Below are 26,102 nucleotides of genomic sequence, written 5' to 3' on the forward strand. Positions count from 1 at the left end.
TCCTAGCGCATCGCCGTCATCATGAAAACCTATGCGCAATAATGCGCAAGCTCCTCCGCGGGCGCCGCATGTATCCTGTCAGCAGTGGAATTTCTGCGTACGCAGTATGTCCTACGCAAGGCGTTTTGGGCGCGCTTGAAACGTTGGGGAACGCTCCGGAAGGATATTCTGTCATCTATAAGACGGTTTTGCGTCGTGGTGGTACATGCCGCTAGCGTCCACATCGGTCATGATTTCGCCCGGATGCGAGGCGATATTGGCGTGTGGGTGAGAAGGGCCGTGCTGCGGGAGCGGGGCCGCGCGAAGTAGGGTATAATCACGATTAGTAAATTTACCGTGATTGTGTTTGTGGTGCGTTTTGTCACGAATCGGACAATCTTGAAGGAAAGCATATTATTTCGACTGTTTATAGTAAATGCCTGCGTCCGCATTCTCCCCCTCAAAATGGTGGCATACCGACCACGCTGGAAAAACTGCCAAAAAAACATTTGAGATAACCCACCGGATTCTCTGCTTTTCACTCAAAAAATCCCGTCTATGAACGTGGTTATAAAAAAAATGTGATTGCAAAATGATCGCGATCATGCAAATTTTCACGAGCGCGGCACGGGAGATTGTCTGGAAATGGACAACCGCACCGCGAGGAGCAAACCATTTGAAAACACGAGCGTATCGTAGGGCACCACTCTCAACGCTTCATTGGTAGCGGTGATCTTGGATCAGAACTCGTGCGGTTTTCGCCTCCAGATTGACAACGCGGGCGGCAAAACGCCGCCACAGCCATGTGCCGGATGGAACTTCCCCGGATGTGTTGAATGGCGAACAGGGCGCAACAGGGCGTGTGGAACACGCGCGCAGGCCACATGTGGCAAGCGCGCGAGCCCGAAGCGGACCGTTCGAAATTCATCCGTATCCACGGAGGGTGGCGCGAAAGCGCCAACTGACGGAAGCAGGCCGCGTTGTCCTCCCGATGTCGCCAGCTGTTGCTGCGTGAGGGGCGCATCACAATAAGCCCCGTGCGGCAACGCGTGTTTTATGCGGTGTAATGCTCATGTCGGGTTGGAACGCAAGGCCTTTAGGGGCAGGGGCATTCGCCTGTCAGGGGGAGCTGGTAGCACCATCCGCGGAGGGTCATGGGTTGGCATGGGCGCATGCGTACGTGACCAGCAAACATGCCGCGGGGCCGTGGGGCTGGCTTCAGGAACATTTTTCAATTGCAGTTGGAGATCTACCGGATGGGTACTGAACAAGGGAAATCAATCAAGATTGATCCGAAAGTCTTTTTTCCGTCGCTGATCATAGTCGGCATCCTGTGCTACTTGACTGTTCGCGACCTCGACGCGGCGAACAAGGTCATCAACTCTCTGTTCCACTACGTCACCCACTCTTGGGGCTGGGCGTTTGAGTGGTACATGATTGTTATGCTGGCTGGCTGGGCATGGCTGGTCTTTGGCCCCTGGAAGCATAACAAGCTGGGCGACCCGGATGAGGAACCTGAATTCAGCACGTCAAGCTGGGTGTTCCTGCTGTTCGCGTCCTCCACGTCCGCTGCCGTTTTGTTCTGGGGCTCCTACGAGGCCTACTGCTACGTGGCTACGCCGCCGTTTGGCTTTGAACCCTTCTCCGTCACGGCGCAGGAATACGGCCTTGCCTACAGCCTGTTCCATTGGGGCCCGCTGCCCTGGGCTGGGTACGGGTTCTTCACCGTTGCCTTCGGCTACTTCCTGTTCGTGAAGAAAATCAACGTCATCCGCCCCAGTGGTACCCTCGCCCCCCTTATCGGCGAAAAGAACTGCAAGGGCATCATCGGTACCGTCATCGACAATATGTACATTGTCGGCCTCATCCTCGCCATGGGCACCAGCCTTGGTCTGGCCACGCCGCTGGTGACCGAGTGCATGCAGTACCTCTTTGGCATTGAGCACACCCTTGGTCTGGACGCCGCCATCATTGCCGCATGGATTGTCTTCAACGCCATCTGCGTTGCCTGCGGTCTGCAGAAGGGCATCAAGTTCGCCTCCGACCTGCGCAGCTACCTGACCATCGGCGTTCTGCTGTGGGTGCTGGCCCTGAGCGGTACTACCTTCATCGCCAACTACTTCACCGACTCCGTGGGCGTGCTGCTCGACAAGTTCGGCCGCATGCTGTTCTACACCGACACCATCGGTGGCGGCGGCTTCCCGCAGGGTTGGACCGTGTTCTACTGGGCCTGGTGGGTCATCTACGGCATCCAGACCTGCATCTTCCTCGCCCGTATCTCCCGCGGACGCACCGTCCGCCAGGTCTGCGTCGGCATGGTTTCCGGCCTGACCGTCACCACCTGGTTCATGTGGACCGTTCTGAGCGGCAACACCATGGACCTTATCCACAAGGGCGCACTGGACCTTACCAAGCTGGTTGCCGAGCACGGCGCGCCGCGCGCCGTCATCGAAACGTGGGCTGCGCTGCCGCTGAGCACCGTGACCATCGGCGCCTTCTTCATCCTGTGCTTTGTGGCGACCGTGACGCTGATTAACGCCTGCTCCTACACGCTGGCCATGTCCACCTGCACCGAGGCCGACGGCTACAGCGAGCCTCCGGTTTGGGTCCGTGTTGGCTGGTCCATCCTCGTGGGCGTCATCGGCGTGACCCTGCTGGCTCTTGGCGGCCTGAAGCCTCTGCAGACGGCCATCATCGCCGGCGGTTGCCCGCTCTTCTTCGTCAACCTCATGATCATTACGTCCTTCATTAAGGATGCAAAGAAGCGGAACTGGTAAGTTCCCTAGTGATACCAGGTAGATAAAAAGAAAACTCAAGGAGAATCCACATGGATTTCAAGCTTTCTGATGAACAGGAACTGTTTGTAGCTGGCGTACGCGAGCTGATGGAGCGCGAAAACTGGGAAGCCTACTTCGCAGAGTGCGACGAAAAGCACGTGTACCCCGAGCGCTGGGTTAAGGAACTGGCCGACCTCGGCATCGACACCATGCTGCTGCCCGAAGAGCACGGTGGAATGGAAGCTGGCATGGTCACTCTGGCCGCCATCTGGGAAGAGCTGGGCCGCCACGGCGCACCCACCTACGTTCTGTACCAGCTGCCCGGCTTCGGCACCATTCTGCGCTACGGCACGCAGGAGCAGATTGACAAGATCTTTGCCTTCCGCGGCACCGGCAAGCAGATGTGGAACTCCGCCATCACCGAGCCCAGCGCCGGCTCCGACGTGGGTAGCCTGAAGACCACCTACACCCGCAAGAACGGCAAGGTGTACCTGAACGGCCACAAGTGCTTCATCACCAGCAGCGCCCATTGCCCCTACCTCGTGGTGATGGCCCGCGACTCCGAGTCCGAGAAGCCTGTCTTCTCCGAGTGGTTTGTGGACATGAGCCTGCCGGGCATCAAGCTGAACCCCCTCGACAAGCTGGGCCTGCGCATGGACAGCTGCTGCGAAGTCATCTTCGACAACGTTGAGCTGGAAGAGAAGGACCTCTTCGGCACCGAAGGTAACGGCTTCAACCGCGTGAAGGAAGAGTTCGACGGCGAGCGTTTCCTCGTGGCCTGCACCAACTACGGCGTGGCCTACTGCGCCTTTGAGGACGCCGCCAAGTACGCCAACCAGCGCGTGCAGTTTGGCGAAGCCATCGGCCGCACCCAGCTGATTCAGGAAAAGTTCGCCCACATGGCCATCAAGCTGAACAGCATGAAGAACATGATCTACGAAGCCGCATGGAAGTGCGACAACGGCATCATGTCCTCCGGCGACGCCGCCATGTGCAAGTTCTACTGCGCCAACGCCGCCTTTGAAGTTGTGGACGACGCCATGCAGATTCTCTGCGGCATCGGCATCACCGGCCACCGCGTGGGCCGCTTCTGGCGTGACCTGCGTGTTGACCGCGTTTCCGGCGGCTCCGACGAGATGCAGATCCTGACCCTTGGTCGTTCTGTCCTCAAGCAGTACCGCTAGGCGACTGGCCCGGAAATCGTACAACACTTCCAAGGACACAGTAGAATGTCGAATAAAGTGCAGACTCCCAAGTTCGGCCCGCTGAGCGGCGTACGCGTCGTGTTCTCGGCCATCGAGATCGCCGGTCCGTTCTCTGCCCAGATGCTCGCCGAGTGGGGCGCAGAAGTCATCTGGATTGAGAACACGGCCTACGCGGATACCATCCGTGTGCAGCCGAACTATCCCGAATACTCCCGCCGCAACCTCCATGCGCTGTCGCTGAACCTGTTCTCCGACGAGGGCAAAGAAGCGTTCCTGAAGCTCATGGAGACCACGGACATCCTCATCGAGTCCAGCAAAGGCCCCGCCTTTGCCCGCCGCGGCATCACCGACGAACTGCTGTGGGAGCACAATCCCGCTCTGGTCATCGCGCATCTGTCCGGCTTCGGCCAGTACGGCGTGGACGAGTACACCAACTCCGCCGCCTACAACACCATTGCGCAGGCCTTCAGCGGCTACCTCATCCAGAATGGCGATGTGGATCAGCCCATGCCCGCCTTCCCGTACACCGCGGACTATATTGCGGGCTTCACCGTCACCAGTTCCGTTCTGGCCGCCCTGTACAAGGCCAAGCAGACCGGTGAGGGCGAAAGCATCGACGTCGCCATGTACGAAGCCATGCTCTGCGTGGGCCAGTACTACATGATCGACTACTTCAACGGTGGTCAGGTCTGCCCGCGTCAGACCAAGGGTAAGGACCCCATCTGGGCCGGTTGCGGTACCTACAAGTGCAAAGACTGCTACTTCGTCACCGAAGTGGTGGGCGTCAAGCAGGTCAAAGGCATGCTCGAAAAGCTGGGCCTGTCCAATCTGCTTGGCACCGAGGACGTCCCCGAGGGCTGCCAGCTTATCAAGCGCGACTGCGAAGCTGGCCGTCTGTTTGAGGACAAGCTCGACGAGCTCTTCGCCGAGATGTCCCTTGAGGACGTGCAGGAGCTGCTTGGCTCCATGCGCATCGCCTTTGCCAAGGTGCTCACCGTCCCCGAGCTGGAGTCCAATCCCCAGTACATCGCCCGCGAATCCTTCACCCAGTGGGAAACGCAGGACGGCAAGGAGTTCAAGGGCCCCAACGTCATGCCGAAGTTCAAGAAGAACCCCGGCAAGATTTGGCGCGCCATGCCCCAGCACGGGCAGGACACCGCCGCCATCCTCGGCGACCTCGGATACACGGAAGAAGCCATCAGCGCTCTTGCAGACAAGGGCATTGTCAAATTGAGCGATCCTCCCAAGGCCGACTAACACTCGGTTAAAGTTGTGGGGGAGGGACAGCCGTTTCCCTGGCGGCTGTCCCTCCTGTCACCACACGGTGGAACGTCAGTTCCTGTGAGACGGTTCCGGCAGATGAACGAAGACGGACCGGAATGCACAAGGTTTCCGCTGTGGCCTGAAGATGAATGAGCTGAGCGAAGAGGTGCGAGCGATGGATATTATCGGCAACAAAAACCTGCGCTGCATGTGGGATGAACTGGCCTGCATGCATGGCAACAAGACGGCGCTGGTTTTTGAAGACATTTCAGGAAATACAAGACAATACACCTATGCCGAGCTCAATAGGGAGATCAACAGGGCCGCCAACCTGTTTCTTTCGCTTGGTATCAAAAAGGGCGACAAGGTCGCCATTCAGCTCCACAACAGCCCCGAATTCATCGTGAGCTGGTTCGGACTGGCCAAGATTGGTGGCGTTATGGTCCCCATCAATGCCCACTATCTGCACGGCGAAAGCGCCTACATCCTGCAGAAGTGCGACATCAAGACCATCGTCATCGAAAAGAAGTTCTTTGAAATTTACGACACCATCCAGCGCAAGGGCGACGCTGCGCTGGAGACCATCCTCGTGGCGCGCATGGAGCACGGCGAGGACATTCCCGGCACGGTGAATTTTGGCAGGGAGATGGCGCAGCAGCCGGACACGCTGCAAACCATTGTCCCCCTGTCCAGTGATGATGTGGCCGAGATTCTGTTTACCTCCGGCACCACCTCGCGCCCCAAGGGCGTGGTCATCACGCACTACAACCTGCTGTTCGCCGGGCGCTACACCTCGTGGCAGTGTTGCCTGCGCAGCGACGACAGGTATCTGACCATGATGCCCGCGTGTCATATCGATTTTCAGTGTACGGCGGCCATGCCGACGTTCACCACCGGCGCGGCGTTCATCATGCTTGAGAAGTACAGCGCCCACCGGTTCTGGAGTCAGGTGTGTCTGCACCGGGCCACCATCACGGAGTGTATACCCCTCATGGTCCGCACCCTGCTGCTCCAGCCCGAACAAGCGTGGGAACGCAACCACTGTCTGCGCGAGGTGCTCTTCTACCTCGACCTCGCGGAGAGTGAGAAGGACGCCTTCATGCAGCGCTTCGGGGTTCGCTTTTTGACCTCGTACGGCATGACGGAAACCATCGTCGGCATCATTGGCGACAGGCCGGGCGATGCGCGGCGCTGGCCGTCCATCGGCCGCGTGGGCCTGACCTACGAAGCCAAAATCGTGGACGAGTGCGGCAACGAGGTGGAGCCGGGAACCCTCGGCGAAATTTGTGTGAAGGGTATTCCCGGCAAGACCATCCTGCGGGAGTACTACAACGCACCGGAAGCCACCGCCCGCGTGCTAAGCAAGGACGGCTGGCTGCGCACCGGCGACAACGGCTTCATGGACGAGGACGGCTACTTTTATTTCATGGACCGCAATATGAACCTCATTAAGCGGTCCGGGGAGAACATCTCGGGGACGGAGATTGAAAACGTTCTCGTGTGTCACCCCAAAATCGTGGACGCCGCCGTTGTGGGCGTGCCCGATGACATCAGCGACGAAGCCGTGAAGGCCTTCGTCATCATCAAGGAAGGCGAAACGCTGAGCGTGGACGAGATTTTTGACTACTGTTCCGCGCACATCGCCAAGTTTAAGGTGCCTTCCTACATTGAGATTCGGAAGTCGTTCCCCCGGTCCTGCTCCGGCAAGGTCCAGAAGAACGTGCTGAAGATGGAAAGCGTTGGAGGCAACAGCTTGACTGCTGCCAACGTATGTAGCGCCAACGCGCAGTAGTGCGCAGCGCGGCAGAAAGCTGAGCGCGCCGGATTCGTGGACGCAAATTCCTGATCGTGATCAGTAAGTGACCACCCGGCAGGTAATAATCACAGTCATAAAAGGAAGGTCGACATGGCTTTAAAGTTGGACATGCAGGGCAAGACCTACGGCCCGTTCGTGCGTGAGTATGATTTCAAGGACCTGAGCCTCTTCGCACTGGGTTGCGGCGCCGGTTACGACGGCAAGACGGACCTCCAGTACGTCTACGAGAAGGACATGAAGGTTCTGCCGATGTTTGCTGCCATGCCCATTGTGGACAGCGAAGTCACCAAGACGATCGACTACGGCTTCAACTGGGGCGGCTCCCTGCACTGGGGCTTTGACCTGCAGTTCCACCAGCCCATGACCGCTCTGTCCGGCACCCTGAGCACCCACGTCCTGCTCAAGGGCCTGTATGACCGCGGCGAAGGCCGTGGCCTGCTGGCGCAGCACATTGGCGACACCTACGACGAGAACGGCACCAAGCTCTTCACCAACGAGAGCTGGGACTGCGCCCTCTACGACGGTGGCTGGGGTGGCCCCAAGGCCCCCAAGGACATTGTCGAAATCCCCGATCGCGAGCCCGACTTTGAGGTGAGCGAAGAGATCGCCCTGAACCGCGCCCTCATCTACCGCCTCTCCGGCGACTTCCACCCCCAGCACATCGACTGGGCCTATGCGCAGGAGTTCGGCCATCCCAAGCCGAATCTGCACGCCGTCAGCACCGCCGGTGTGGCGTGCCGCCACATCATCAACACGCTGTTCCCCGGCGAGCCGGAGCGCCTGACCCGCTTCAAGACCCGCATTACCAAGTCCCTGTACCCGGGCTGCACGATCAAGACCCAGATGTGGAAGTGGGACGACAATTCCATCCACTTCCGCGTGATTGACGCCGACAACCCCGAGATCGTGTACCTGAACTACGCTCTGGCCGAGTGGAAGTAGGGCGCTGAGCTTTTTACTGCTTCCGGGGCACTGCTCCGGGGCCGTCAGGGGGCGGCGCGCGCCGCTCCCTGACACAAAAAGTATACGAGACAGATTGGAGAAAGCATGAAGATCATCGTTGGATGCAAATTGGTTCCTGAAGAGCAGGACATCGCTGTCAACAAGGACGGCAGCCTCGACACCAGCAAGGCCGCTCCCAAGATCAGCCAGTTCGACCTCAACGCCGTGCAGGCTGCTGTGGATATGAAGGGCGAGATTGAGGGCACCACCGTCACCGCCCTGAGCGTTGGCGGCAAGGAGCTGGAAAACACCAAGGCCCGCAAGGACATCCTGTCCCGCGGCATGGACGAACTCACCGCCGTCATCGACGAAGGCTTCAAGGGCGCTCTGCCGCACAAGACTGCCGCCGTCATGGCCGCTGCCGCCGAAAAGGTCGGCTACGACCTCATCCTCTGCGGCGACGGCTCCGGCGACCTGTACGCCCAGCAGGTTGGCGTGCGCCTTGGCGCACAGCTGGACGTGCCCACCGTCAGCGGCGTGAGCAAGATTGTCTCCGCCGAGGAAGGCAAGCTCACCGTTGAGCGCGCTCTGGAAGACGAAGTGGAAGTGCTGGAAATCGCTCTTCCCGCCGTTGTTTCCGTCACCGCCGACATTAACGTTCCCGCCATTCCGGGCATGAAGGCCATCCTTCAGGCCGCCAAGAAGCCCGTGAACGTGCTCACCGCCGACGAACTCGGCCTTGGCGAGCAGTCCGAGCTTGTGGAGTCCGTCTCCGTGCAGGCGCCCAAGCAGAAGGAACGGAAGAAGATCATCATCGAAGGCGATGGCGAAGATCAGATCGCTGAATTCGTCGGCAACCTCCGCAAAGTCATCAACTAAACGGGGAAGAAAATGAGCAAACTTTCCAACGTATGGGTATTCAGTGATGCGGCTTCCCGTCTGGCCGAAGTGATCGCCGGCGGCGCCGAACTTGGTGAAAAGGTCTCCGCATTCGTCCTCGGTTCTCAGGACGACGTGGCCAAGGCTTTCGCCCTGGGCGCAAGCGCCGTGTACCACCTTGGCGACAAGGACTCCGCCCGCATCGTCGAGGACTACGCCGACACCATGGCCAAGGTCATCGCCGAGGGTGAAACCCCGGCAATGGTCCTGCTGCCCGCCACCCGCCGCTGCAAGGGCCTTGCCTCCAAGCTGGGCGTGAAGCTGGACGCCGGCGTGCTGACCGAGGCCGCCGACATCGAAGCCGGCGCCGAAGGCGTGTCCGGCAAGCACATGGTCTACGGCGGTCTGGCCCTTGGCGAAGAGAAGGTGACCTCCGCCGTCTCCATCGTCGTGGTTGCCAGTGGCGTGTTCGCTGGCGGCGAGGCCGACGCCTCCAAGACCGGCGAAGCCGTCTCCGTGGACTTTGTGGAGCCCAAGTGCGCCGTGAAGTGCGTTGAGCGCCGCGCCAAGGAAGGCAGCAGCGTCGACCTGAACCGCGCCAAGCGCGTTGTGGGTATCGGCCGAGGCATTGCCAAGCAGGAAGACATCGCCATCGCCGAACAGCTGTGCTCCGCCATCGAGGCCGAGCTGGGCTGCTCCCGTCCCATCGCCGAAGGCGAGAAGTGGATGGAGCACGAGCGCTACATCGGCATCTCCGGCGTTATGCCCAAGCCCGAAGTGTACCTCGCTCTGGGCATCTCCGGCCAGATTCAGCACATGGTTGGCGCCAACGGCGCACAGACCATCGTGGCCGTGAACAAGGACAAGAACGCCCCCATCTTCCAGTTCGCTGACTACGGCATCGTCGGCGACATCTACAAGGTCATGCCCGCGCTGACCGAAGCTTTTAAAGGCGAGTAGACATCTGGGACTCCGGGCGGGGCCGCACTGCTGTGCGGCCCCGCTTTCAGGGGGCAAATGGCGGGCGGGCGCAGTGATGCGACGCATAGTGCGTGAACGCTTTGCCAGATGCACTGCCGCTGCATGGCGCAGTGTGGTGGCTGGGGCGCTGCTGTAACACGTGTATCTCGCAGGTCATTTTGTGGCCGCGGGTGTGTTCTTTGAATATATGACGATGCGTATTGGGTTTTTGAAGGTGCTGTTTTCGTTTTACACGGCGCGCCGCAGGGCTTATCCCCGACCTCGACGCTCAGGCTTGGCCTTGGCCCTTGCCTGTGACCTCCGCCAGAATTCCACGCCGCTTCCTCGTCATCCGTCGCCCCGCGCTCCATCCGCTGTACGCTGTGGTGCTCCATCCGTCCCGGCAAGGCCATGCTTTGTTGGCTCCGATGCAGAACCACATTGTCCCGGTATCCTGTTGAAAGGGCGCCGCGGTCTGCACTCCTTGGCAGGCCGCGGCACGCTCTTGCTTCATTCGGCAGGACTGTGCGTTTCGACAAACCAAATGCCTCTTTTGTGTGGTCTTCCGTCCGCCAAGACTGTTTGCGGACGTTGTGGGGGATAGTGTTTGTCTTCCAAGGTGTCCGGGACACGGCAAGCGATGTGTGTGGTGCTTGCCATGAGGGGCTGGGAAACAGGAGGTACCTATGGGTGAAATACTTTTTTCCTTATTTATCGGGGGGTGTTTAATCGCTGTTGGCGTCTACATGAATGTGACGCTCCACAGGGAGCAGAGACGAAGCAGGCTTGATCACGACAACGTATAACAATCAGGAGAAACGCTGTGGATGTGTATACAATAGGCGTTCTGCTGAGCGTTGTTGTCTATATGATTGTCGGCACCTATGCCGGCCTCAAAGTCAAGAATGTTGAAGACTATTACGTCTGTGGCAGAAATGCCCCGACCATTTTAATCACCGGGACGCTGTTTGCGTCCATGCTGAGCACCAACGGATTCATGGGCGACACCGCCTACTGCTACGGCGGCAATATTACCACCATGATTCTTATCAACACGCTGTGCGCGTGTGGGTATGTTCTCGGCGCGCTGCTGTTTGGGCGCTATATTCGCCGCGCCCGTGTCCGGACCATGCCCTCGTATTTCGGCTACCGGTTCAACAGCACGCGCATCCGCCGTTTTGCAGGCGTGACCACGGTTGTTTCGCTGACGGCCTATCTTTTGAGCGTGATTCAGGGCACCGGCATCCTTATGCAGACCATGACCGGGCTTGATCGGGGCGCATGCCTCTTGATCGCTTGGGTCTGCATCACCCTGTTCACGTTTTACTCCGGGTCCCGAGGGGTCATCCTGACGGATACCATCATGTTCATTTTCTTTCTGGGTGCCACCATCATCGCCGGGCCGTACGTCTTTGACGCGGCTGGCGGGCTGGGTGACCTGCTGGTCACCTTGGCGCAGAACCCGAACACGCCCCAAGGCATGCTGGATTTCCACGGCAATACGGGCGGCGGGTCGGTCACGGATATTATGTTCTACGCCGTGACCATGGGCATTGTGTGGATGGTCGCCGTGGGCGTGAGCCCGTGGCAGGCAGGGCGCAATCTTATGGCCAAGAACGAGCACGTGACGTTTCGTTCCGGAGCCATGGCCGCTGTGCTGACCATCGTCTTTTCGCTCTATCTGTACCTTATTGCGGTGAGCGTCATCCCCCTGCATCCGGGGATGGCGGAGCCGGAGCGCGTCATCATCTGGGCCGCGTATGAAGTGATGCCCAAGCTGGTGGGCGTGGTGATGCTGACGGGCATCATGGCCGCCGGGCTGTCCTCGGCTTCCACATTCCTTTCCGTGGTGAGCTTTAGCCTGACCAGCGACGTGTGCAACATGTCCTTCAAGGACGACCGCAGCCAGCTGATGTGGACGCGCATCATTGTGCTGCTGGTGGGCCTTATTGCCCTTGGGCTGGCGTATTTGAACCTGTCGAGCATCCGCATCATCACATGGTTTGCCAGCACCATCATTGCGGCGTCGTGGGGCTATGTGGCCTTTGCCAGCGTGTGGAGCAAGTCCCTGACCGAGCGCGGGGCCTTCTTCGCCATGGTTGGCGGGTTCTTTGGCTACTTCATCGCCAAGTGCCTGAAGGAGTTTGCCGGGCTGCCCTTTGAGAATCTGTTCGGCCCGTTCTTCATCGGCGTGGGCGTGAGTGTGATTCTGGGCATCCTTGGTTCGCGGGGGCAGCGGCGTAGCGCGGAAGAGGTGGCTTTTCTGCAAAAGCTGCACACCATGCCGCGCGCCGAGCAAAAGGCCAGCGATTACCGCCGCGACAGAATGTACGGCTGGTTCATGATTGGAACCGGTGTCGCGGTGTCGGCGTTCCTCATCGTGTACTGGGCTGTGCCCTACAACACGCTCCTTGGGCGCGACGTCATGGCAATGCTGCCGTTTTAGCACGTGAACAGAGCGGATTCGTCCGCTTGGAATAGAAACAAGAGGGAAGGCTCCCGCCCATGCGGGAGCTGAACAAGGCGTAACCAACAAACATTTCTTCGGCTCCGCGCCGTGCAAGAGGTGAATTATGTCGGAAGACAAGTTTGACGCTATAATAGTAGGTGCTGGCCTTGCTGGGTGTACCAGCGCCTACCTGCTGGCTCAGGCCGGTTTGGAAACACTGGTCATTGAGCGCGGCAACTTCCCCGGCGCAAAGAATATGACCGGTGGCAGGCTCTACGGCCACAGCCTCGAAAAGATTTTCCCCGGCTTTGCCGAGGAGGCGCCCATCGAGCGCACCATCGTCCACGAGAAGGTTTCCTTCATGGACGAGACCTCCAGCACCACCATGGACTACGCCTGTCCGCAGTCCGAGAACCCGGCCGAGCGTTCCTACTCCGTGCTGCGTTCCAACTTTGACCAGTGGCTGGCGGGCAAGGCCGAAGAGGCCGGTGCCAGCATCGTCCCCGGCATCCGCGTGGACGACCTTATCGTGCGCGAGGGCAAGGTCTGCGGCGTGGTGGCCGCCGGCGAGGAAATGGAAGCCGACGTGGTCATTCTGGCCGACGGCGTGAACTCCATCCTCGGCGAAAAGCTGGGCATGGTGGACAAGGTGACCCCGCACCACTGCGCTGTGGGCGTGAAGGAAGTCATCGAGCTGTCCAAGGAGCAGATTAACGACCGCTTCGGCTGCGCCGACGGCGAAGGCGCTGCTTGGCTGTTTGCCGGTATGCCCTCCGACGGCCACATGGGCGGCGGCTTCCTCTACACCAACGAGGACACCATCTCCCTTGGCGTGGTCTTTGGCCTGCACAACATCGAGGCCGCAGGCAAGTCCGTCCCGCAGATGCTGGAGGACTTCAAGAATCATCCCACGGTGAAGCCCCTCGTCGCGGGCGGCAAGCAGGTGGAATACTCCGCCCACGTCGTGCCCGAAGGCGGACAGGACATGCTGCCCAAGATGGTTGGCGACGGCGTGCTCATCGCGGGCGACGCCGCTGGCCTGTGCCTGAACGTTGGCTACACCGTGCGCGGCATGGACCTTGCCGTTGCCTCTGGCGAAGCCGCGGCCAAGGCCGTCATCGCCGCCAAGGAGAAGGGCGACTTCAGCGAAGCCGGTCTGGGCACCTACATCGCCGAGCTTGGCGAAAGCTTTGTGATGAAGGACCTTGAACAGTACAAGAACCTGCCGGGCTTCCTCGACAATCCGCGCATGTTCAACGACTACCCCCAGATGGTCGCTGGCATCATGAAGGACCTCTTCACCATCAACGGTCCTTCCGCACCGCTTCGCAAGAAGGCTCTGCCGCATCTGAAGAAGGTCGGCTTCCTCAACATGATTAAGGACGGCATCAAAGGAGTGAGAGCGATATGAAGAATACAGTCAACGTTGATGTAAAACTCGGCGTGAACAAGTTTTTTGTCGATGAAGGCAACCCGCATATCGAGCTGATTGAGAATCCCGATCCCGCGGAATTCGCCAAGCTCGAAGCGGCCTGCCCCGCTGGCCTCTACAAGCGTGATGACAGCGGCGCATTCTTCTTCGACTCTGCCGGCTGTCTGGAATGCGGCACCTGCCGCATCCTGTGCGGCAAGACCATCCTGCAGAAGTGGGAATACCCGCAGGGCACCATGGGCGTGGAATTCCGCTTCGGCTAGGACACTTCCCGCAGTGCGCCGGGGCGGGCCGATACGCCCCCCTTTCGGCCGCGTAATCGGGCACTGCGGATGACTACAGACTGAGGTACCGGCAACGTTTATGCGCGTTGCCGGTACTTTTGCATGGCGCGCCGGGTACGGCCGGCGCGCCATAACAGCGCAACGGGAGAGTGAGCATGACGGACAAGGCAGAGGATAAACGCTACAGGCAGGCCAACCGCGAGGCCCTGTTGGCCCTTGGCGTGTACGCGCTGTATTTCGTGTGGTGGTACGGGTGCGCCTACGGCCTTGGCGATGGCGACCCCGAGGGCTATTCCTTCATTATGGGACTGCCGGAGTGGTTCTTCTACAGCTGTATTGTCGGCTACCCGCTGGTGGTGCTGGCGCTGTGGCTGGTGGTGCGTTTTTGCTTTGAGGATATGCCGCTGGACGAGGCGGACGCGGACCCGGACGACACTCCCGGCGCAGGTGGGAGAACGCCATCATGAGCGGAAACGCCGTCACCATAGTGCCTATGGCGCTGTATCTGGCGCTGTCCTTTGCTGTGGCGGTGTGGGGCCGCAAGCGCGCCGAGCGTCCGGATTCCGCACAGGGTTTTCTTGAGGACTACTTTATCGGCGGGCGGTCCATGGGCGGCTTTGTCCTCGCCATGACCATTATCGCCAGCTACACCAGCGCCAGTAGCTTTGTAGGCGGTCCGGGCGTGGCGTACCGCCTTGGCCTGAGTTGGGTACTGCTCGCCATGATTCAGGTGCCCGCTACTTTTTTGACCCTTGGGGTGCTGGGCAAGCGCTTCGCCATTATGGCCCGCAAGACGAACGCCGTGACCCTGACGGATTTTCTGCGCGCAAGGTACCAGAGCGACGCCGTGGTTATCCTGTGCAGCGTGTCGCTTTTGGTGTTCTTCATGGCGGCCATGCTGGCGCAGTTTATTGGCGGCGCGCGGCTGTTTCAGGCGGTGACGGGCTATCCGTACATCGTTGGGCTGGCGCTGTTTGGGGTGTCCGTGGTGCTGTACACCGCTGTTGGCGGCTTCCGCGCTGTGGTGCTCACCGACGCCATTCAGGGCGTGGTGATGATGGTGGCGGCGGTGGTGGTGCTGTACGCCGTGGTCCATGCGGGCGGCGGCATGGAGCGGTGCATTGCCGCGCTTCGGGATATTGATCCCGGCCTTATTACGCCCACAGGGCCAGCAGAGGCCGTGCCCCAGCCGTTTATGCTGTCCTTTTGGATATTGGTCGGCCTTGGCGTTTTGGGCCTGCCGCAGACCACCCACCGGTGCATGGCCTACCGCGATTCCCGCGCCATGCACGACGCCATGATCATTGGCACCCTTATCATCGGCTTTATGATTTTGTGCGCGCATCTTTCCGGCGCGCTGGGCCGCGCGGTGATTCCCGGACTCCCCGCCGGGGACCTCGCCATGCCCACACTGATGGTGGAGCTGCTTTCACCATTTTGGGCCGGAGTGTTCATCGCCGGGCCGCTGGCGGCCATCATGTCCACAGTGGACTCCATGCTCCTCCTCGCATCGGCGGCCATTGTGAAGGACCTGTATGTCCACTACGGCCTCGGCGGTGACGCCTCGCGCCTGACGTCCGCGGGTGTGAAGCGCAAAAGCCTCATGTCCACCGCCGCTATCGGCGTGGTAGTGTTTGTGGCCGCCATCCAGCCGCCGGACCTGCTGGTGTGGATTAATCTGTTCGCCTTTGGCGGGCTGGAGGCGGTGTTCCTGTGGCCTGTGGTGCTGGGGCTGTATTGGAAGAAGGCCAATGCCGCCGGGGCGGTGGCGTCCATTGTGGTGGGCGTTGGCAGCTTTGTGGCCCTGACCCTGATTAAGCCGGACATGGGCGGCATGCACGCCATTGTGCCGACGACGTTTGCCGGGCTTGGGGCGTTCATCGTGGGCACCCGCCTTGGCCGCGCGCCACAGCAGGCCGTCACCCGCCTGTTTTGGGGGCAAAGCGGCAGCGCGTCCTAGGGCGCGGGCTGGAGAAAAAGTGTAAGCAAGGGACGCACCGCGAGGTGCGTCCCTTTTTTGGTGTGGAACGCAGAACAGGCGGCACGCGCCGTGGGGAAGGCTTGGTTGGGCGGGAGTGGCTCTGGTGGTGGCACGGGATGGGTGCGAGGAGAGAGCAGGGCAGAGCGAAGAGCAGGCGCGGCACTACATGTTGGAGAAGGGATGCTGGAGGAACTCGCGTTCTTCCATGGTCAGCAGGGCGCAGAGGTTGTGCCGCATGCGGTACTGCGCCCGCATGTTCTGGTGCACTTCCTGCGCGGTGCCGGAAAAGGAATCCGCAATGCTGGCCTCGGCCTGCTGCTTCCACTGGGACACAAGGCGCGGGTAGATGCCGTACTTGCTGGCCAGCTCGCCAACGCTGAGCGAGCCGGAGAGCGCCTCAAGGGCGACCTGTGTCTTGAATTCTGCCGTGAAACGGTGCTTTTCGCATGACATGGCTCAGGGTCCTATGTTTGTCCTCTGCGTGTTATCAAATGCCCTGTGATCGTTGTACCTTCAAAAAAGAGTTGAGGGCAGTCCAGAGTATTTCGAGTAAAACACGATGCGCGGTGTGGGTCAAGGAGTGTGTGGAAATGAGGTGTGTTGTCTTGTGGAAAATCTGTGTTGGAGAGCGTTGCCGTTGTGAAACATAGCCAAGTTACGTGCGCAATGCGCTGCTATAGGCTGTTTTTCGCGTGCGGGAGGTTGTGGAGCATGGGCGACGCTTTTGCGCGCGCTGTTGTGCGTCAGGAAATTGGCGCATGGCGGATGTTTTGCGTTGTGGTGGCGGCCCAAGCGCGTGTGGGTGGGCGCGGCATGAGGGGAGCGCTTGGCGGCGTGGCAAGCGGTGGAGCAGAAAAGCCAAGAGTTTTGGTGGATTAGCACTGTAGACGCCCGCCGTTTTGGCAGGCCCGATGGAAGGTGCCCCAACGTCCGGCGCAGGCAGGCCCTGTCTTCTTGCGCCGGATTGTGGTCTCGACGGCTCGCGCCGGTGCGCGTGGCGCTTGAGTTGTGGCGTGGTATCCGCTATGGAAGTGCGGAATGAATGAGTATTTGGGTCGGCACTGTTGTGCCGTGCCGAGACCATGGAGAATGGATATGAAAATGATGAAACGTTTGTGTTTGCTTGCCGTCCTGTGCGCGCTGCCGCTGATGCAGGGCTGCGCTGTTGTCGCCGCCGGGGCGGTGGCGGGCGGAGGCACCTATGCCTATGTTACCGGCAATCTTGTCCGGTCCTATAACGCCGACATTGATTCCACCTACGAGGCGACCCTGCGCGCCGCGCGCCGTTTGAATCTGCGCATCGACAAGCGGGTGATCAACCTGAGCTCCGGCTCCGTCAGCGGCACTGATCAGGACCGCTCGTTCTGGATTAGTCTGGACGCCACCAACCCGCATGTGACCGAAGTGTCCGTGCGTGTGGGCATGCTTGGCGATGAGGTGGCCTCGCGCCGCATTCATGAGGCCATTGCCGCCGCGCTGTAGCGTTGGCGTACCGGCTGAGCCTGTTTTTTGGCTCCCATCTCGCAATGAGGTGGGAGCCTTGTGTTTTTTCAGGGGGTTCCCTCACCGCCCCGTGCGGGGACGGGCGTTCGTGCCATGAATATCAATCGGTCTTTCGGCGTCATTTCAGGCGGATGCCGCCCTTTGCACCGCAGGCCGAGCCGGTGGCGGAGGCGGCACAGCGGTTTTCCTCATGATTCCAGAGGAGTAGGGAAAAGTGCCGCAACGCCAAGCTGTTGGCGGCATGTGAAAAATGTGTGGATTGCCATTTATGTAAAAGCAAACGCACTGATTCGGGTGCCTGCATGCAAAGCGGAGGGGTGGACGTAGGCCTTGCAATCATTGATGAGTTGCACAAATGTGTTACGTGTTCGAATGTGTATAGAGTATGGCGCAAAAATCGCTCTTCCGATTTTGCAAAGTCCTCTTTTGCACGAAATGCGGCATGTTTTGCCGAAAATGTAAATTAAAGAAAAGGGCGCTGGCTGGGTGTTGCGGTAACGGCTCAATATACTGCGTCTTCGCGATTTCGGTACTGCATTTGCTTCGCTCTGTCTACGAAGACGGCCTGCACCAGTGGGAAGTGGAAAGGCGTTTTCAGGCGACACGAGGAGGGCGTGATGGAACACGCAACGCTGAACACCCGGCTGCCGGACCGTGCGGAACTGGATCGGGACAAACGAGTGCCAAAGGCGCACAAGGTGATGCTGGAGGACGTGGAATTCACGGCCAACGCCAAGTACACCATTGGTCTGGCGGTGAAAGAGGTCGCGGCCTACTGCGGCTTGATGCCCCGGGAACTGACGTCCAAGCTCAAGGGGCACATGTTCTGGATGGAAGGCACGCAGATCCTCACGATTATTTTTCCTGTGGAAGAGCTGGGCGCGGACATGATGGTGGAGATTCCGCGCGAGCATTGGAGGTTCCGCCATGCGGACGATATGCCCTCGCAGTAGCGTCCATGCGGCGCTAGCGCTCGTAAAGCCCGGCCCTGCCGGGCTTTTTTTTGCCCAAAGCGCCGCGCGGTTCAGGGGCGGGGCGGACCGTCATAATTCCCGCCACAGGCGGAAAAAGGGGATGAATTGTCGTTCAACTCGTTGTTTTCGTTTGAAAGACTCCTTGGGTTGCGGTAGACAATAGATGTCCGGCTCCCTTTACGGCAAACATGCCAAGGAATCCGTCGCCAGCGCTTTGAATGGCATCGGCTTTCTGGTATCGTCGTGAAGGGTTGTGCTTCAAGCGGCTTTTCCGCTTGTGGACCGGATACAATGAACCGACATGAACGAGGAGTAACAACGTCATGACACGTATGAAAATGAGAGCCTTGCTCATCCTTGCGGTGGCCGGCGTATTCCTGCTCAGCGCGGCAAGTGTTGCCAGCGCGAAGGTAAAGCTTGTGCCCAAGGTCGACAGCTTTGTCATCTTTCAGGACTATTCCGGGTCCATGGCGATGAAGCATCAGGACCTCGGCGAGGAGAAAATCGTCCTTGCCAAGCAGTTCCTGAAGAAGTTCAACGCCGCAGTCCCGAACGAACCCTACGAAGCCCGCCTGACCACCTTTGCCCCGTATAAGGAAATGGTGCAGGGCGACTACGACCGCGACATTATGGGCCGCTCCGTGGAGCACTTGAGCACCGGCTACGACGTCTTTGCCCGTCTGACCCCCATTGGCAAGGGCCTGAGCATGCTGGACGGCTCCATCGCCTCCATGAAGAAGGACGTGGCCGTCATCCTGCTTTCCGATGGCCGCAACAACCTCGGTATGGACCCGGTTGAGGAAGCCAGAAACCTGTACGCCAAGTACCCCGGCCAGCTGTGCATCCACGTGGTGTCCTTTGCCGATGAAGCTGAAGGGCAGCGTACGCTGGACGCCATCGCCGGCCTGAACCCCTGCGCGCAGAACGTTTCCGGCACCGCACTGCTTGAGGACGACGCCGCCATGCAGCAGTTCGTCAAGGACGTGTTCTACGACGAAGTCATGGTGAAGGAGCCGAAGCCCGAACCCGTCATGGAAGAGCCTGACGAGGAAGTCATTCCCCTGCGCGTCAACTTCGACTTTGATTCCTCGCGTATCAAGGAACAGATGGTTCCCATCCTTGACGAGGCCGCAAGCATCATCAAGGATCAGGCCGAAGGCACCATGCGCCTGGAAGGCCATACCTGTAACATCGGCACCGATGAATACAACATGGGCCTGTCCCTGCGCCGCGCCAACTCCGTGCGTGACTACCTCATCAAGCAGGGCGTGGACGCCAAGCGGCTGAGCGTGAAGGGCTATGGCGAATCCATGCCCAAGTACGACAACACCACGCGTGAAGGCCGTCGCCTGAACCGCCGCGTCGAGATTATCTTCAACAAGTAGACGACCCGGCAAAAAACGACGAATATGACCATGAGCCGCGGGTTTCCTTCTGGGAGGCCCGCGGCTCTGCTCTTGATGATATTGCCTGCTCCAGTTATGTAGGAGTGGTGAAACCAAAACAACGCATTGCATCATCCGTTGGCGGCACGTCCGTCATGCTTCTTGTCGTCGCCATGGCTGTGGCCATTGGCGTGTGGTTTGTGGTGGACATGACCTCTCATGACGCCCCGGATACGCGGCCTAAGGCCGAAGCCCCGGCTCAGCCCAACGTGGCGGATGCCCCCACCGCGCAGGATGATGGCGCCGCCGCGCCTGCGCTAGAGCCGGAGGCGCTGGGCGAGTATGCCGATGCGTCCCGCGCCGCGCCCGGGGCAGGCAGACTGCCTGAGACGCCGCAGGAGGCCGCGCCGCCTGTTGCCGCCACACCGTCGCAGCCCGCGGCCAAGGCGGAGCAAACTCCGGCCCCGGCCAAAAAGGTCGCCCGCGCAACGCCCCGCCGCGCGCCCAAGACGTCCGTCCGGATCCCTAAGGGGCCGGTGACTATTGAGAAGGCGGCCCTGCAGTTTGAATCCTTTGCCAAAAACTGGGTCCAGCGCGTGCAGCGCAACCTGCGAAACCGCGCCAGCAAAATGCAGCTGCGGCACGATGCGGGCGAGTGGGTGGCCTCGTATACCGAGGTGCAGGACGCCAGCCTTGAAACCAAAGTGAAACCGAGTTCGTCGCGAGTGTGTCCCTACATTGGCGTTTTGCGGTATCATGAATATCATTACGAAGCGCGCGGAACGTCCGAAGACGCCGTGCGCAACGGTCCCTTCACCCCCGTGAAGCGCGTGCGCGTCACGGAGATTTTCCGCTACGACACTGGCCGCTGGATGAATTGACCCTTTTTCGTGTGTGCGGGCTGGCCGCCGCCACATGGCGCCCATGGGCGCACTCCCGCGCGGCATGGGCCGTGCGGGATGGATGAGTCAATCCGTTAGCCTGCGGAGTCCTTCATGCCCGGTCTCCTTTTTCCCTCGGCGCAGGGCGATCCCCTCAAGGGGTGCTCCATCGTGTGCGCGGTGACGGACCACTTTCAGCGCGAGCAGAGCGCCCGCGTGCTGGAAACGCACGCCCATAACGTCTTTATGGCCGAGACGGGCGAGCAGGCGCTGACGCTATGCCGCGAGCGCGCCCCAGACATCCTGTTTACGGAGGTCAGCCTGCCGGACATGGACGGGCTGGACCTTGCCGCCCGTATACGTGAGGAATTCCCGGATATCCTCATTATTGTGGCCGCGGATGTGGACGACCCGTGGGAAGGCTCCCGCGCGGTGGAGCAGGGCGTGGACGGCGTTCTGCTGCGCCCCATTCTGCCGAATATTCTCATCCATGCCATGCGCAAGGCCTGTCAGGAACTTGCCACCCGCGCCACCGTGCGCGAAGCGCAGACCACCCTGCGCACCATCCTTGATGCCTACCCCGATTTTGCCGTCATGATTGAGGACGACCGCATCGTCTACGCCAATCAGGCCATGTGCCGCTTTCTTGGTTTTTCCGACTTTGAGGCGCTCCTTGCCGCAGGGCGGGACGTGAGCGAATTCATCATCAGCGAGGACGCAGCAGAGCGCCCGTGGTTCTTTGCCGTACTGGATGACAGCATTGACCACCGCCCTGTGGTGCGCATCCCGCCGCCCGGCGCGCCCGATGCCCCCTTTAGCTTTGTGGCGACGCATAAGCCCTTTCCCATGCCGGACAGGCACCTCATTACCCTGACGGACGTTACGGAGCTTGTGCAGGAAAAGGAGAGTCTGGAAGACCAAGCCTCGCGAGACCCGCTGACCGGGGCGCTGAACAGGCGGCGGTTCGAGACCATGGCTGTGCGCGTTATGCAGTCGTGCGATGTGTCGGCGGAGCCGCTGTCCGTGGTGATGTTTGACGTGGACTATTTTAAGGCCGTGAACGACGAATACGGGCACGATGCAGGCGACGCGGTGCTGCGCGCACTTGTTGACGCTGTGGCGGACAACATCCGCCCGCAGGACCTGTTGGCCCGGTGGGGCGGCGAGGAGTTTTTGTTGATGGCGCCGGGCGTGGAGCCTGCGGCAGCCGCCGCCATGGCGGAGCGCCTGCGCGGGCTGGTGGCGGCCATGCGTGTGCCGGGAGTGAACCGGCCATTGACGTGCAGCTTTGGTGTGACCGGTCGGCGCGCCTCGGAGCCGCTGGATGCACTTATTGCCCGTGTGGACGGTGCGCTGTATGCGGCGAAGGCGCAGGGGCGAAACTGTGTTGTCATCGGAGATGGAACGGCCGAACCCTCTTGAGGGGACCTGCAATGCCGCGAAATTACTGCACCTGCAGTAGTTGTGCGTCGCTACGCCTTGTCACGATGGCCGGGTTGGCGTATAGGTGCCATTCGTCCTATTTGGAACAAACTTGAGTTTGAAGCATGTGAAGAAATGGAGGAACGATATGAGCGCTGCAGAAAAAATCCATCACATCGGCAAGGCGGCTGGCGCCAAGGCCGCCGCATTTGCGGAACCTGCACCGGAGGCAGTGGAAATCATGAACAAGACCAACCGTGACATGGGCAAGGTTGCCCTGTTTGTTTCCATCATGTCCGTGATTCTGCTTGTGGTCTTCTTCTTTGGCCTCAACCAGAATCTGACCAGCCTGACCCAGAAGGTCAGCGTGATTCCCGGCATCCAGCAGCAGATTGACGGCATTGACGGCAAGATTGCCGGCATGGAGACCGAGCTGACCGAGCTGCGGAACCTGCCCGCCAAGACCAAGAACATGGTCGTTGGCACCATGCTGCAGGAAATGGCTCAGAAGGCCGGTTACCTCGGCACCCAGATGGGCGACGATGCCCAGAACGAAAAGCTCCAGCGGGCTATGCAGCTGATGCAGGAAGTGCAGACCGACCTGCAGCCGAAGCAGTAGCCGCGAGGACGGCGCGCCCCGGCGACATGCGCACCCCGTGCGCGTGGCACCTCCGCCGCGGCCCCATCCCGCACGTTTGAGCCAATACGGCGTAAGCAAGGCGGAAGGCATTTGCCTTCCGCCTTTTTTGTATTTGTGCAATACTGGAGGGCATGGTGGTAGGTCTCGCAATCCGGAAGTGATGGTACCTCGGGCAGTTATGGAGAGATTCATCGTGACGCTGACCAGTGGGCGGGTTGTGGAGTTTGAGGGCAAGCTCGTTGCGCGGGCCACACGCGAAAAGCCGTGGGACGCACGACGCAGCACGGTGTTTCAGTACGAACTGTACAAAACCGCCGAGGGGCGGCTGGTGCTGGTGCTTGAAACCTACGAAAAGATTCAGGGCAAAAGTTTTGTGCTGAATTTCAACTCGCCCGAGGACGCCAAACGCTACGTGGGCGAGGATGGCGACGACGAGGTGGTGCGGCAGCTTTTCGGCAAGGATGCCGACTAGCCGCGTGTGAAGCGTCGCACAAGTGGAATGCGCGAAACGGTCCTTCGGGGCCGTTTTTTTTGTGCTCCGCAGGCTCAAGGGGCGTGGACCCTTGAGAATTCTGAGGGCAGTCATGACGGGTGGGCGTGGATAGGGCAGTCGTCACCCCTGACGGCTCCCGTCCGTGGGGATGTTTTTGGGGAAGGCGTTGGCGTTGTGTGGGGGGGGAAGGGCTGAACTTTTTGTGCTCCGCAGGCTCAAGGGTCGCGGACCCTTGAGAATCCCGAGAGCGGTCATGACGGGTGCGTGTGGATGGGACAGTCGTCACCCCTGACGGCTCTCGTCCGTGAGGGTGATTTTTGGTTCATCTCCCAATTCCGGGGAAGGCTGCTCTGATTTTGAGAAAGAAGTACTCGTCGTCGAGAAAGCCGTAGGCCATCCGTTTGATCACCTTGATCTTGTTGTTGATCCCTTCGAGCAGGCTGGTGTGTAGCGGATATCGGCAGTGTGAGATAATGCCCGTGATGTAAGGTTTGAGGCGCTTAGCGAATTTAATGAGCGGCTCGACTCGGCTTTGCATGGCGCGGCGGTACCAACCTTTCCAAAACCGCTTGGCAGCTTTGGAGTCTCGGTAGTCCCAGAGTCGCTTCAAATCCTCCTTGAGGATATAAACCTTCATCAAATCTTTGTTGGCTCGAAGCAGGTCATAGAGCCGGATTCGATCTTCCTGTCGCATGAGATTCCGCCTGTTGCGCAGGAGCAGCCATCGTGAGCCTTTGACAACCTTACGGGCGTCTTTGTCATGATTGAGGCGATTGGCCTCATCGTTTCGGACGCGGTCGATTACTTCTCGGCCATACTTGGCAACAACATGAAACAGATCGTAGACGATCTCGGCTTTCGGGCATTGCGCCTTCACCTCGGCGGCATACGCACCGTTCATGTCCATTGCAACGGCCTCAATTCGGGCACAACCATCACGGCCAAGCAGTTCAAAGAATGGTCGGATGCTCTCCCGGCTGTTGCCTCTTCCTACCCACAGAACCCGCTTGGTGTAAGGCTCGCCGATGATCGTGGCGTAGCGATGTCCTTTGCGGATGGCAAACTCATCCATTGCGACAACCTTGACGCCTTTCAAGTCAATGGGATTGAGTTTTTCCGCTAGGTACCGCTTGTCGATTGTCTTCACAGTCTTCCAGTTCAGGCCGTAGCATTCCGCGATGTGCTTAATGGGAAGTATGCGGCAGAGCCGAACAACGGACTCGGCCAGCCGCCTTGTGACACGCGAATACCTGTCGAGCCAAGGAAGCTGCTCCAGCTTTGGTCCACAGACGGGACAATGGACCCGACGCCGGATAACGAGCAAATGCGTTGCCGCGTCGAATACAGGCAAGTCACGAACCCAGCGTTCGACATAGTCGTGAACTGCGCAGACAAGCCTGCCGCACCCGCTGCATCTCATTCGCCTTCGCCTGATTGGAATCAACTCGATCCAGACTTCGGGGTGCTTCCGAGCTTCGCTGGCTTCAAGGCGCTGAACAGTTCCAACACGATACCCTTTCCAGTCTCCCAACAACCGGGTAATCTTGCCCTTGGACAACGGTGCCCTCCTTGTAGTTCTCGTCTGTTGTGCAACTATCGAGATTACTGAGGGTTTCCGTTGTCCTCAATTTTTTATGTTTCCCCCGGAATTAGGAGATGAACCTGATTTTTTGGGGGTGAGAGGTGGGGGCGCAAAAGAAAACGCCCCGCAGATCAGGGCGTGCGGGGCGTTTGGGGAGCGGGTGTGGTGCGGCCTCAGCCGCCCGGGAAGATCATTTTGCCGCTTTCGGACAGGTCATAGCCGGTCAGGGCTTCGGCGAGGGATTTGAATTCCTCGTCCGCCAGCATGTTCAGGAATTGCTGGACGGGCTTGTCAAAGAAGCGGTCCTTGGGGATGAGCAGGTCAAAGCGCTCCCAGCCGACGTGCAGGGTTTCAAGGCCCAGCAGGCCAGCCACGGCGCTGATGCCGGGGCCGCATTCCGCGCGGCCTGCCAGCACCTCCAGCCCAACGTCCATATGGCGGGCGCATTCGTTTTCGTAGCCTTTGATGGTGGCGGAGACCGCGCCGGCGTCCTGCAGCAGTCTGTCAAAGAGCAGGCGCGTGCCGGTGCCGAGGGGGCGGTTGGCCACGCTGAGCTTTTTGTCCACGATGTCCTGCACGGACGTAATGCCCTTGGGGTTGCCGGCGGGCAGGTAGATGACTTGCTCGCGGCGGCAGAAGTTGACCACGGCGGGCAGCTCGTGCAGTTCTTCCGCCGCGTAGGAGAAGTTGTATTCCTCGCTGTTTTCCTCGGCCAGATGGCTGGAGGCCATATGGCATGCCCCGCGCCGCAGGGCCTTGATGCCGCCAAGGCTGCCCATGTTGCCGAACACGGCGACCTCGTCGGGGAAGCGCTTCATGTACAGGGACAGGGCGCGCTCAAGGAGCAAATCGTTGGACCCGGCGACAACCAACAGGCCGTCAAGGGAGCCGCTTTGGACCTTGGCCGGGTAGTTTATGGTTTTGCTTTCCACCCATTGCTCCACGAGGTGGCTTGGGAACAGCCACTTTCCCGTGACCTTCGAGGCGGGCAGGCCCTTCTCGGAGATGAGGGAGTAGATCATCTTCTCGTTCACGCCGAGGAATTGGGCGACTTCTTTGGTGGAGAGGAGCTTTTTCATGACTCGTATCCTTATGCTGGCGGGTGGTGTCCCTGCGGAATCTTTGCGTAATCAGTCAGCCGGGAGTGTAGCGGGAACCGCAGGCCAAGGCAACACCACCCCGGTGGCGGCGTGGCCTTCCCTGTGCGCGGGGCCGGGGGCGGCTGCGGGCCGAGATTTCTTGACCCCGGAGGGGG

22 protein-coding genes are annotated in these 26,102 nt (G+C 59.9%); 19 read left to right on the forward strand and 3 right to left on the reverse strand.

What is annotated here, in order from left to right:
* Positions 1 to 1,235 precede the first annotated feature (1,235 nt).
* The 12 genes from caiT (at position 1,236) to panF (ending at position 15,946) form a co-directional block, all read left to right on the forward strand.
* Positions 1,236 to 2,756: an L-carnitine/gamma-butyrobetaine antiporter gene (caiT, locus tag ACYQ2T_RS05550; RefSeq protein ID WP_459899104.1), complete on the forward strand. Its 1,521-nt coding sequence runs from the start codon at positions 1,236 to 1,238 to the stop codon at positions 2,754 to 2,756.
* 50 nt (positions 2,757 to 2,806) lie between these two features.
* Positions 2,807 to 3,940: a crotonobetainyl-CoA dehydrogenase gene (caiA, locus tag ACYQ2T_RS05555; protein WP_459899106.1), complete on the forward strand. Its 1,134-nt coding sequence runs from the start codon at positions 2,807 to 2,809 to the stop codon at positions 3,938 to 3,940.
* Positions 3,941 to 3,985: 45 nt separating this feature from the next.
* Positions 3,986 to 5,218 carry an L-carnitine CoA-transferase gene (gene caiB / locus ACYQ2T_RS05560; protein WP_459899108.1) on the forward strand — a complete coding sequence of 411 codons (1,233 nt, stop codon included), beginning with the start codon at positions 3,986 to 3,988 and terminating at the stop codon, positions 5,216 to 5,218.
* Positions 5,219 to 5,399: 181 nt separating this feature from the next.
* Positions 5,400 to 7,016: a crotonobetaine/carnitine-CoA ligase gene (gene caiC / locus ACYQ2T_RS05565; protein ID WP_459899109.1), complete on the forward strand. Its 1,617-nt coding sequence runs from the start codon at positions 5,400 to 5,402 to the stop codon at positions 7,014 to 7,016.
* 114 nt (positions 7,017 to 7,130) lie between these two features.
* Positions 7,131 to 7,982, forward strand: coding sequence for a MaoC/PaaZ C-terminal domain-containing protein (locus ACYQ2T_RS05570; RefSeq protein ID WP_459899110.1), 852 nt, complete (start codon positions 7,131 to 7,133; stop codon positions 7,980 to 7,982).
* 105 nt (positions 7,983 to 8,087) lie between these two features.
* Positions 8,088 to 8,861, forward strand: a complete 774-nt coding sequence (gene fixA, locus ACYQ2T_RS05575) for a putative electron transfer flavoprotein FixA (protein ID WP_404844450.1) — start codon at positions 8,088 to 8,090, stop codon at positions 8,859 to 8,861.
* 12 nt (positions 8,862 to 8,873) lie between these two features.
* Positions 8,874 to 9,821 (forward strand): FAD-binding protein, encoded by a 948-nt coding sequence (locus tag ACYQ2T_RS05580; protein ID WP_459899112.1) that lies wholly within the window; start codon positions 8,874 to 8,876, stop codon positions 9,819 to 9,821.
* Positions 9,822 to 10,644: 823 nt separating this feature from the next.
* Positions 10,645 to 12,267 carry a sodium:solute symporter family protein gene (locus tag ACYQ2T_RS05585; RefSeq protein WP_459899114.1) on the forward strand — a complete coding sequence of 541 codons (1,623 nt, stop codon included), beginning with the start codon at positions 10,645 to 10,647 and terminating at the stop codon, positions 12,265 to 12,267.
* Between the two features lie 127 nt (positions 12,268 to 12,394).
* Positions 12,395 to 13,681 carry an FAD-dependent oxidoreductase FixC gene (gene fixC, locus ACYQ2T_RS05590; RefSeq protein WP_459899116.1) on the forward strand — a complete coding sequence of 429 codons (1,287 nt, stop codon included), beginning with the start codon at positions 12,395 to 12,397 and terminating at the stop codon, positions 13,679 to 13,681.
* A complete protein-coding gene (locus ACYQ2T_RS05595) occupies positions 13,678 to 13,965 on the forward strand; it encodes a ferredoxin family protein (protein WP_404844454.1) in 288 nt (95 codons plus the stop codon). Before fixC ends, ACYQ2T_RS05595 begins: the two co-directional genes overlap by 4 nt.
* A gap of 176 nt (positions 13,966 to 14,141) precedes the next feature.
* Complete coding sequence (locus tag ACYQ2T_RS05600) at positions 14,142 to 14,453, forward strand: YhdT family protein (RefSeq protein WP_459899118.1); 312 nt, start codon at positions 14,142 to 14,144, stop codon at positions 14,451 to 14,453.
* On the forward strand, positions 14,450 to 15,946 hold the full coding sequence (gene panF / locus ACYQ2T_RS05605) for a sodium/pantothenate symporter (RefSeq protein WP_459899120.1): 1,497 nt from the start codon (positions 14,450 to 14,452) through the stop codon (positions 15,944 to 15,946). Before ACYQ2T_RS05600 ends, panF begins: the two co-directional genes overlap by 4 nt.
* A 183-nt stretch (positions 15,947 to 16,129) precedes the next feature.
* On the opposite strand, the gene ACYQ2T_RS05610 is transcribed toward panF, so the two are convergent.
* Positions 16,130 to 16,420, reverse strand: a complete 291-nt coding sequence (locus tag ACYQ2T_RS05610; protein ID WP_459899122.1) for a transposase — start codon at positions 16,418 to 16,420, stop codon at positions 16,130 to 16,132.
* 642 nt (positions 16,421 to 17,062) lie between these two features.
* Between ACYQ2T_RS05610 and ACYQ2T_RS05615 the strand changes: the two genes are divergently transcribed.
* From ACYQ2T_RS05615 to ACYQ2T_RS05645, 7 genes are all read left to right on the forward strand, one after another.
* Positions 17,063 to 17,449, forward strand: a complete 387-nt coding sequence (locus ACYQ2T_RS05615; RefSeq protein ID WP_459899123.1) for a DUF3568 family protein — start codon at positions 17,063 to 17,065, stop codon at positions 17,447 to 17,449.
* A gap of 638 nt (positions 17,450 to 18,087) precedes the next feature.
* The gene (locus ACYQ2T_RS05620; RefSeq protein WP_404844458.1) at positions 18,088 to 18,423 is read left to right on the forward strand and encodes a hypothetical protein; all 336 of its coding nucleotides are present in this window, start codon (positions 18,088 to 18,090) and stop codon (positions 18,421 to 18,423) included.
* Positions 18,424 to 18,767: 344 nt separating this feature from the next.
* Complete coding sequence (locus ACYQ2T_RS05625) at positions 18,768 to 19,829, forward strand: OmpA family protein (protein WP_459899126.1); 1,062 nt, start codon at positions 18,768 to 18,770, stop codon at positions 19,827 to 19,829.
* Positions 19,830 to 19,936: 107 nt separating this feature from the next.
* A complete protein-coding gene (locus ACYQ2T_RS05630; RefSeq protein WP_459899127.1) occupies positions 19,937 to 20,710 on the forward strand; it encodes a hypothetical protein in 774 nt (257 codons plus the stop codon).
* A 114-nt stretch (positions 20,711 to 20,824) separates the two neighbouring features.
* Positions 20,825 to 22,132 (forward strand): GGDEF domain-containing response regulator, encoded by a 1,308-nt coding sequence (locus ACYQ2T_RS05635; protein WP_459899129.1) that lies wholly within the window; start codon positions 20,825 to 20,827, stop codon positions 22,130 to 22,132.
* Between the two features lie 148 nt (positions 22,133 to 22,280).
* Positions 22,281 to 22,751, forward strand: a complete 471-nt coding sequence (locus tag ACYQ2T_RS05640; RefSeq protein WP_404844462.1) for a hypothetical protein — start codon at positions 22,281 to 22,283, stop codon at positions 22,749 to 22,751.
* Between the two features lie 214 nt (positions 22,752 to 22,965).
* Positions 22,966 to 23,244 (forward strand): hypothetical protein, encoded by a 279-nt coding sequence (locus ACYQ2T_RS05645; protein ID WP_404844463.1) that lies wholly within the window; start codon positions 22,966 to 22,968, stop codon positions 23,242 to 23,244.
* 343 nt (positions 23,245 to 23,587) lie between these two features.
* Here ACYQ2T_RS05645 and ACYQ2T_RS05650 read toward each other — a convergent pair whose 3' ends face one another.
* On the reverse strand, positions 23,588 to 24,823 hold the full coding sequence (locus tag ACYQ2T_RS05650; RefSeq protein ID WP_459899132.1) for an ISL3 family transposase: 1,236 nt from the start codon (positions 24,821 to 24,823) through the stop codon (positions 23,588 to 23,590).
* Between the two features lie 197 nt (positions 24,824 to 25,020).
* Positions 25,021 to 25,926, reverse strand: a complete 906-nt coding sequence (locus ACYQ2T_RS05655) for a substrate-binding domain-containing protein (RefSeq protein ID WP_459899134.1) — start codon at positions 25,924 to 25,926, stop codon at positions 25,021 to 25,023.
* Positions 25,927 to 26,102 lie beyond the last annotated feature (176 nt).

This window comes from Desulfobaculum senezii, assembly GCF_054657395.1.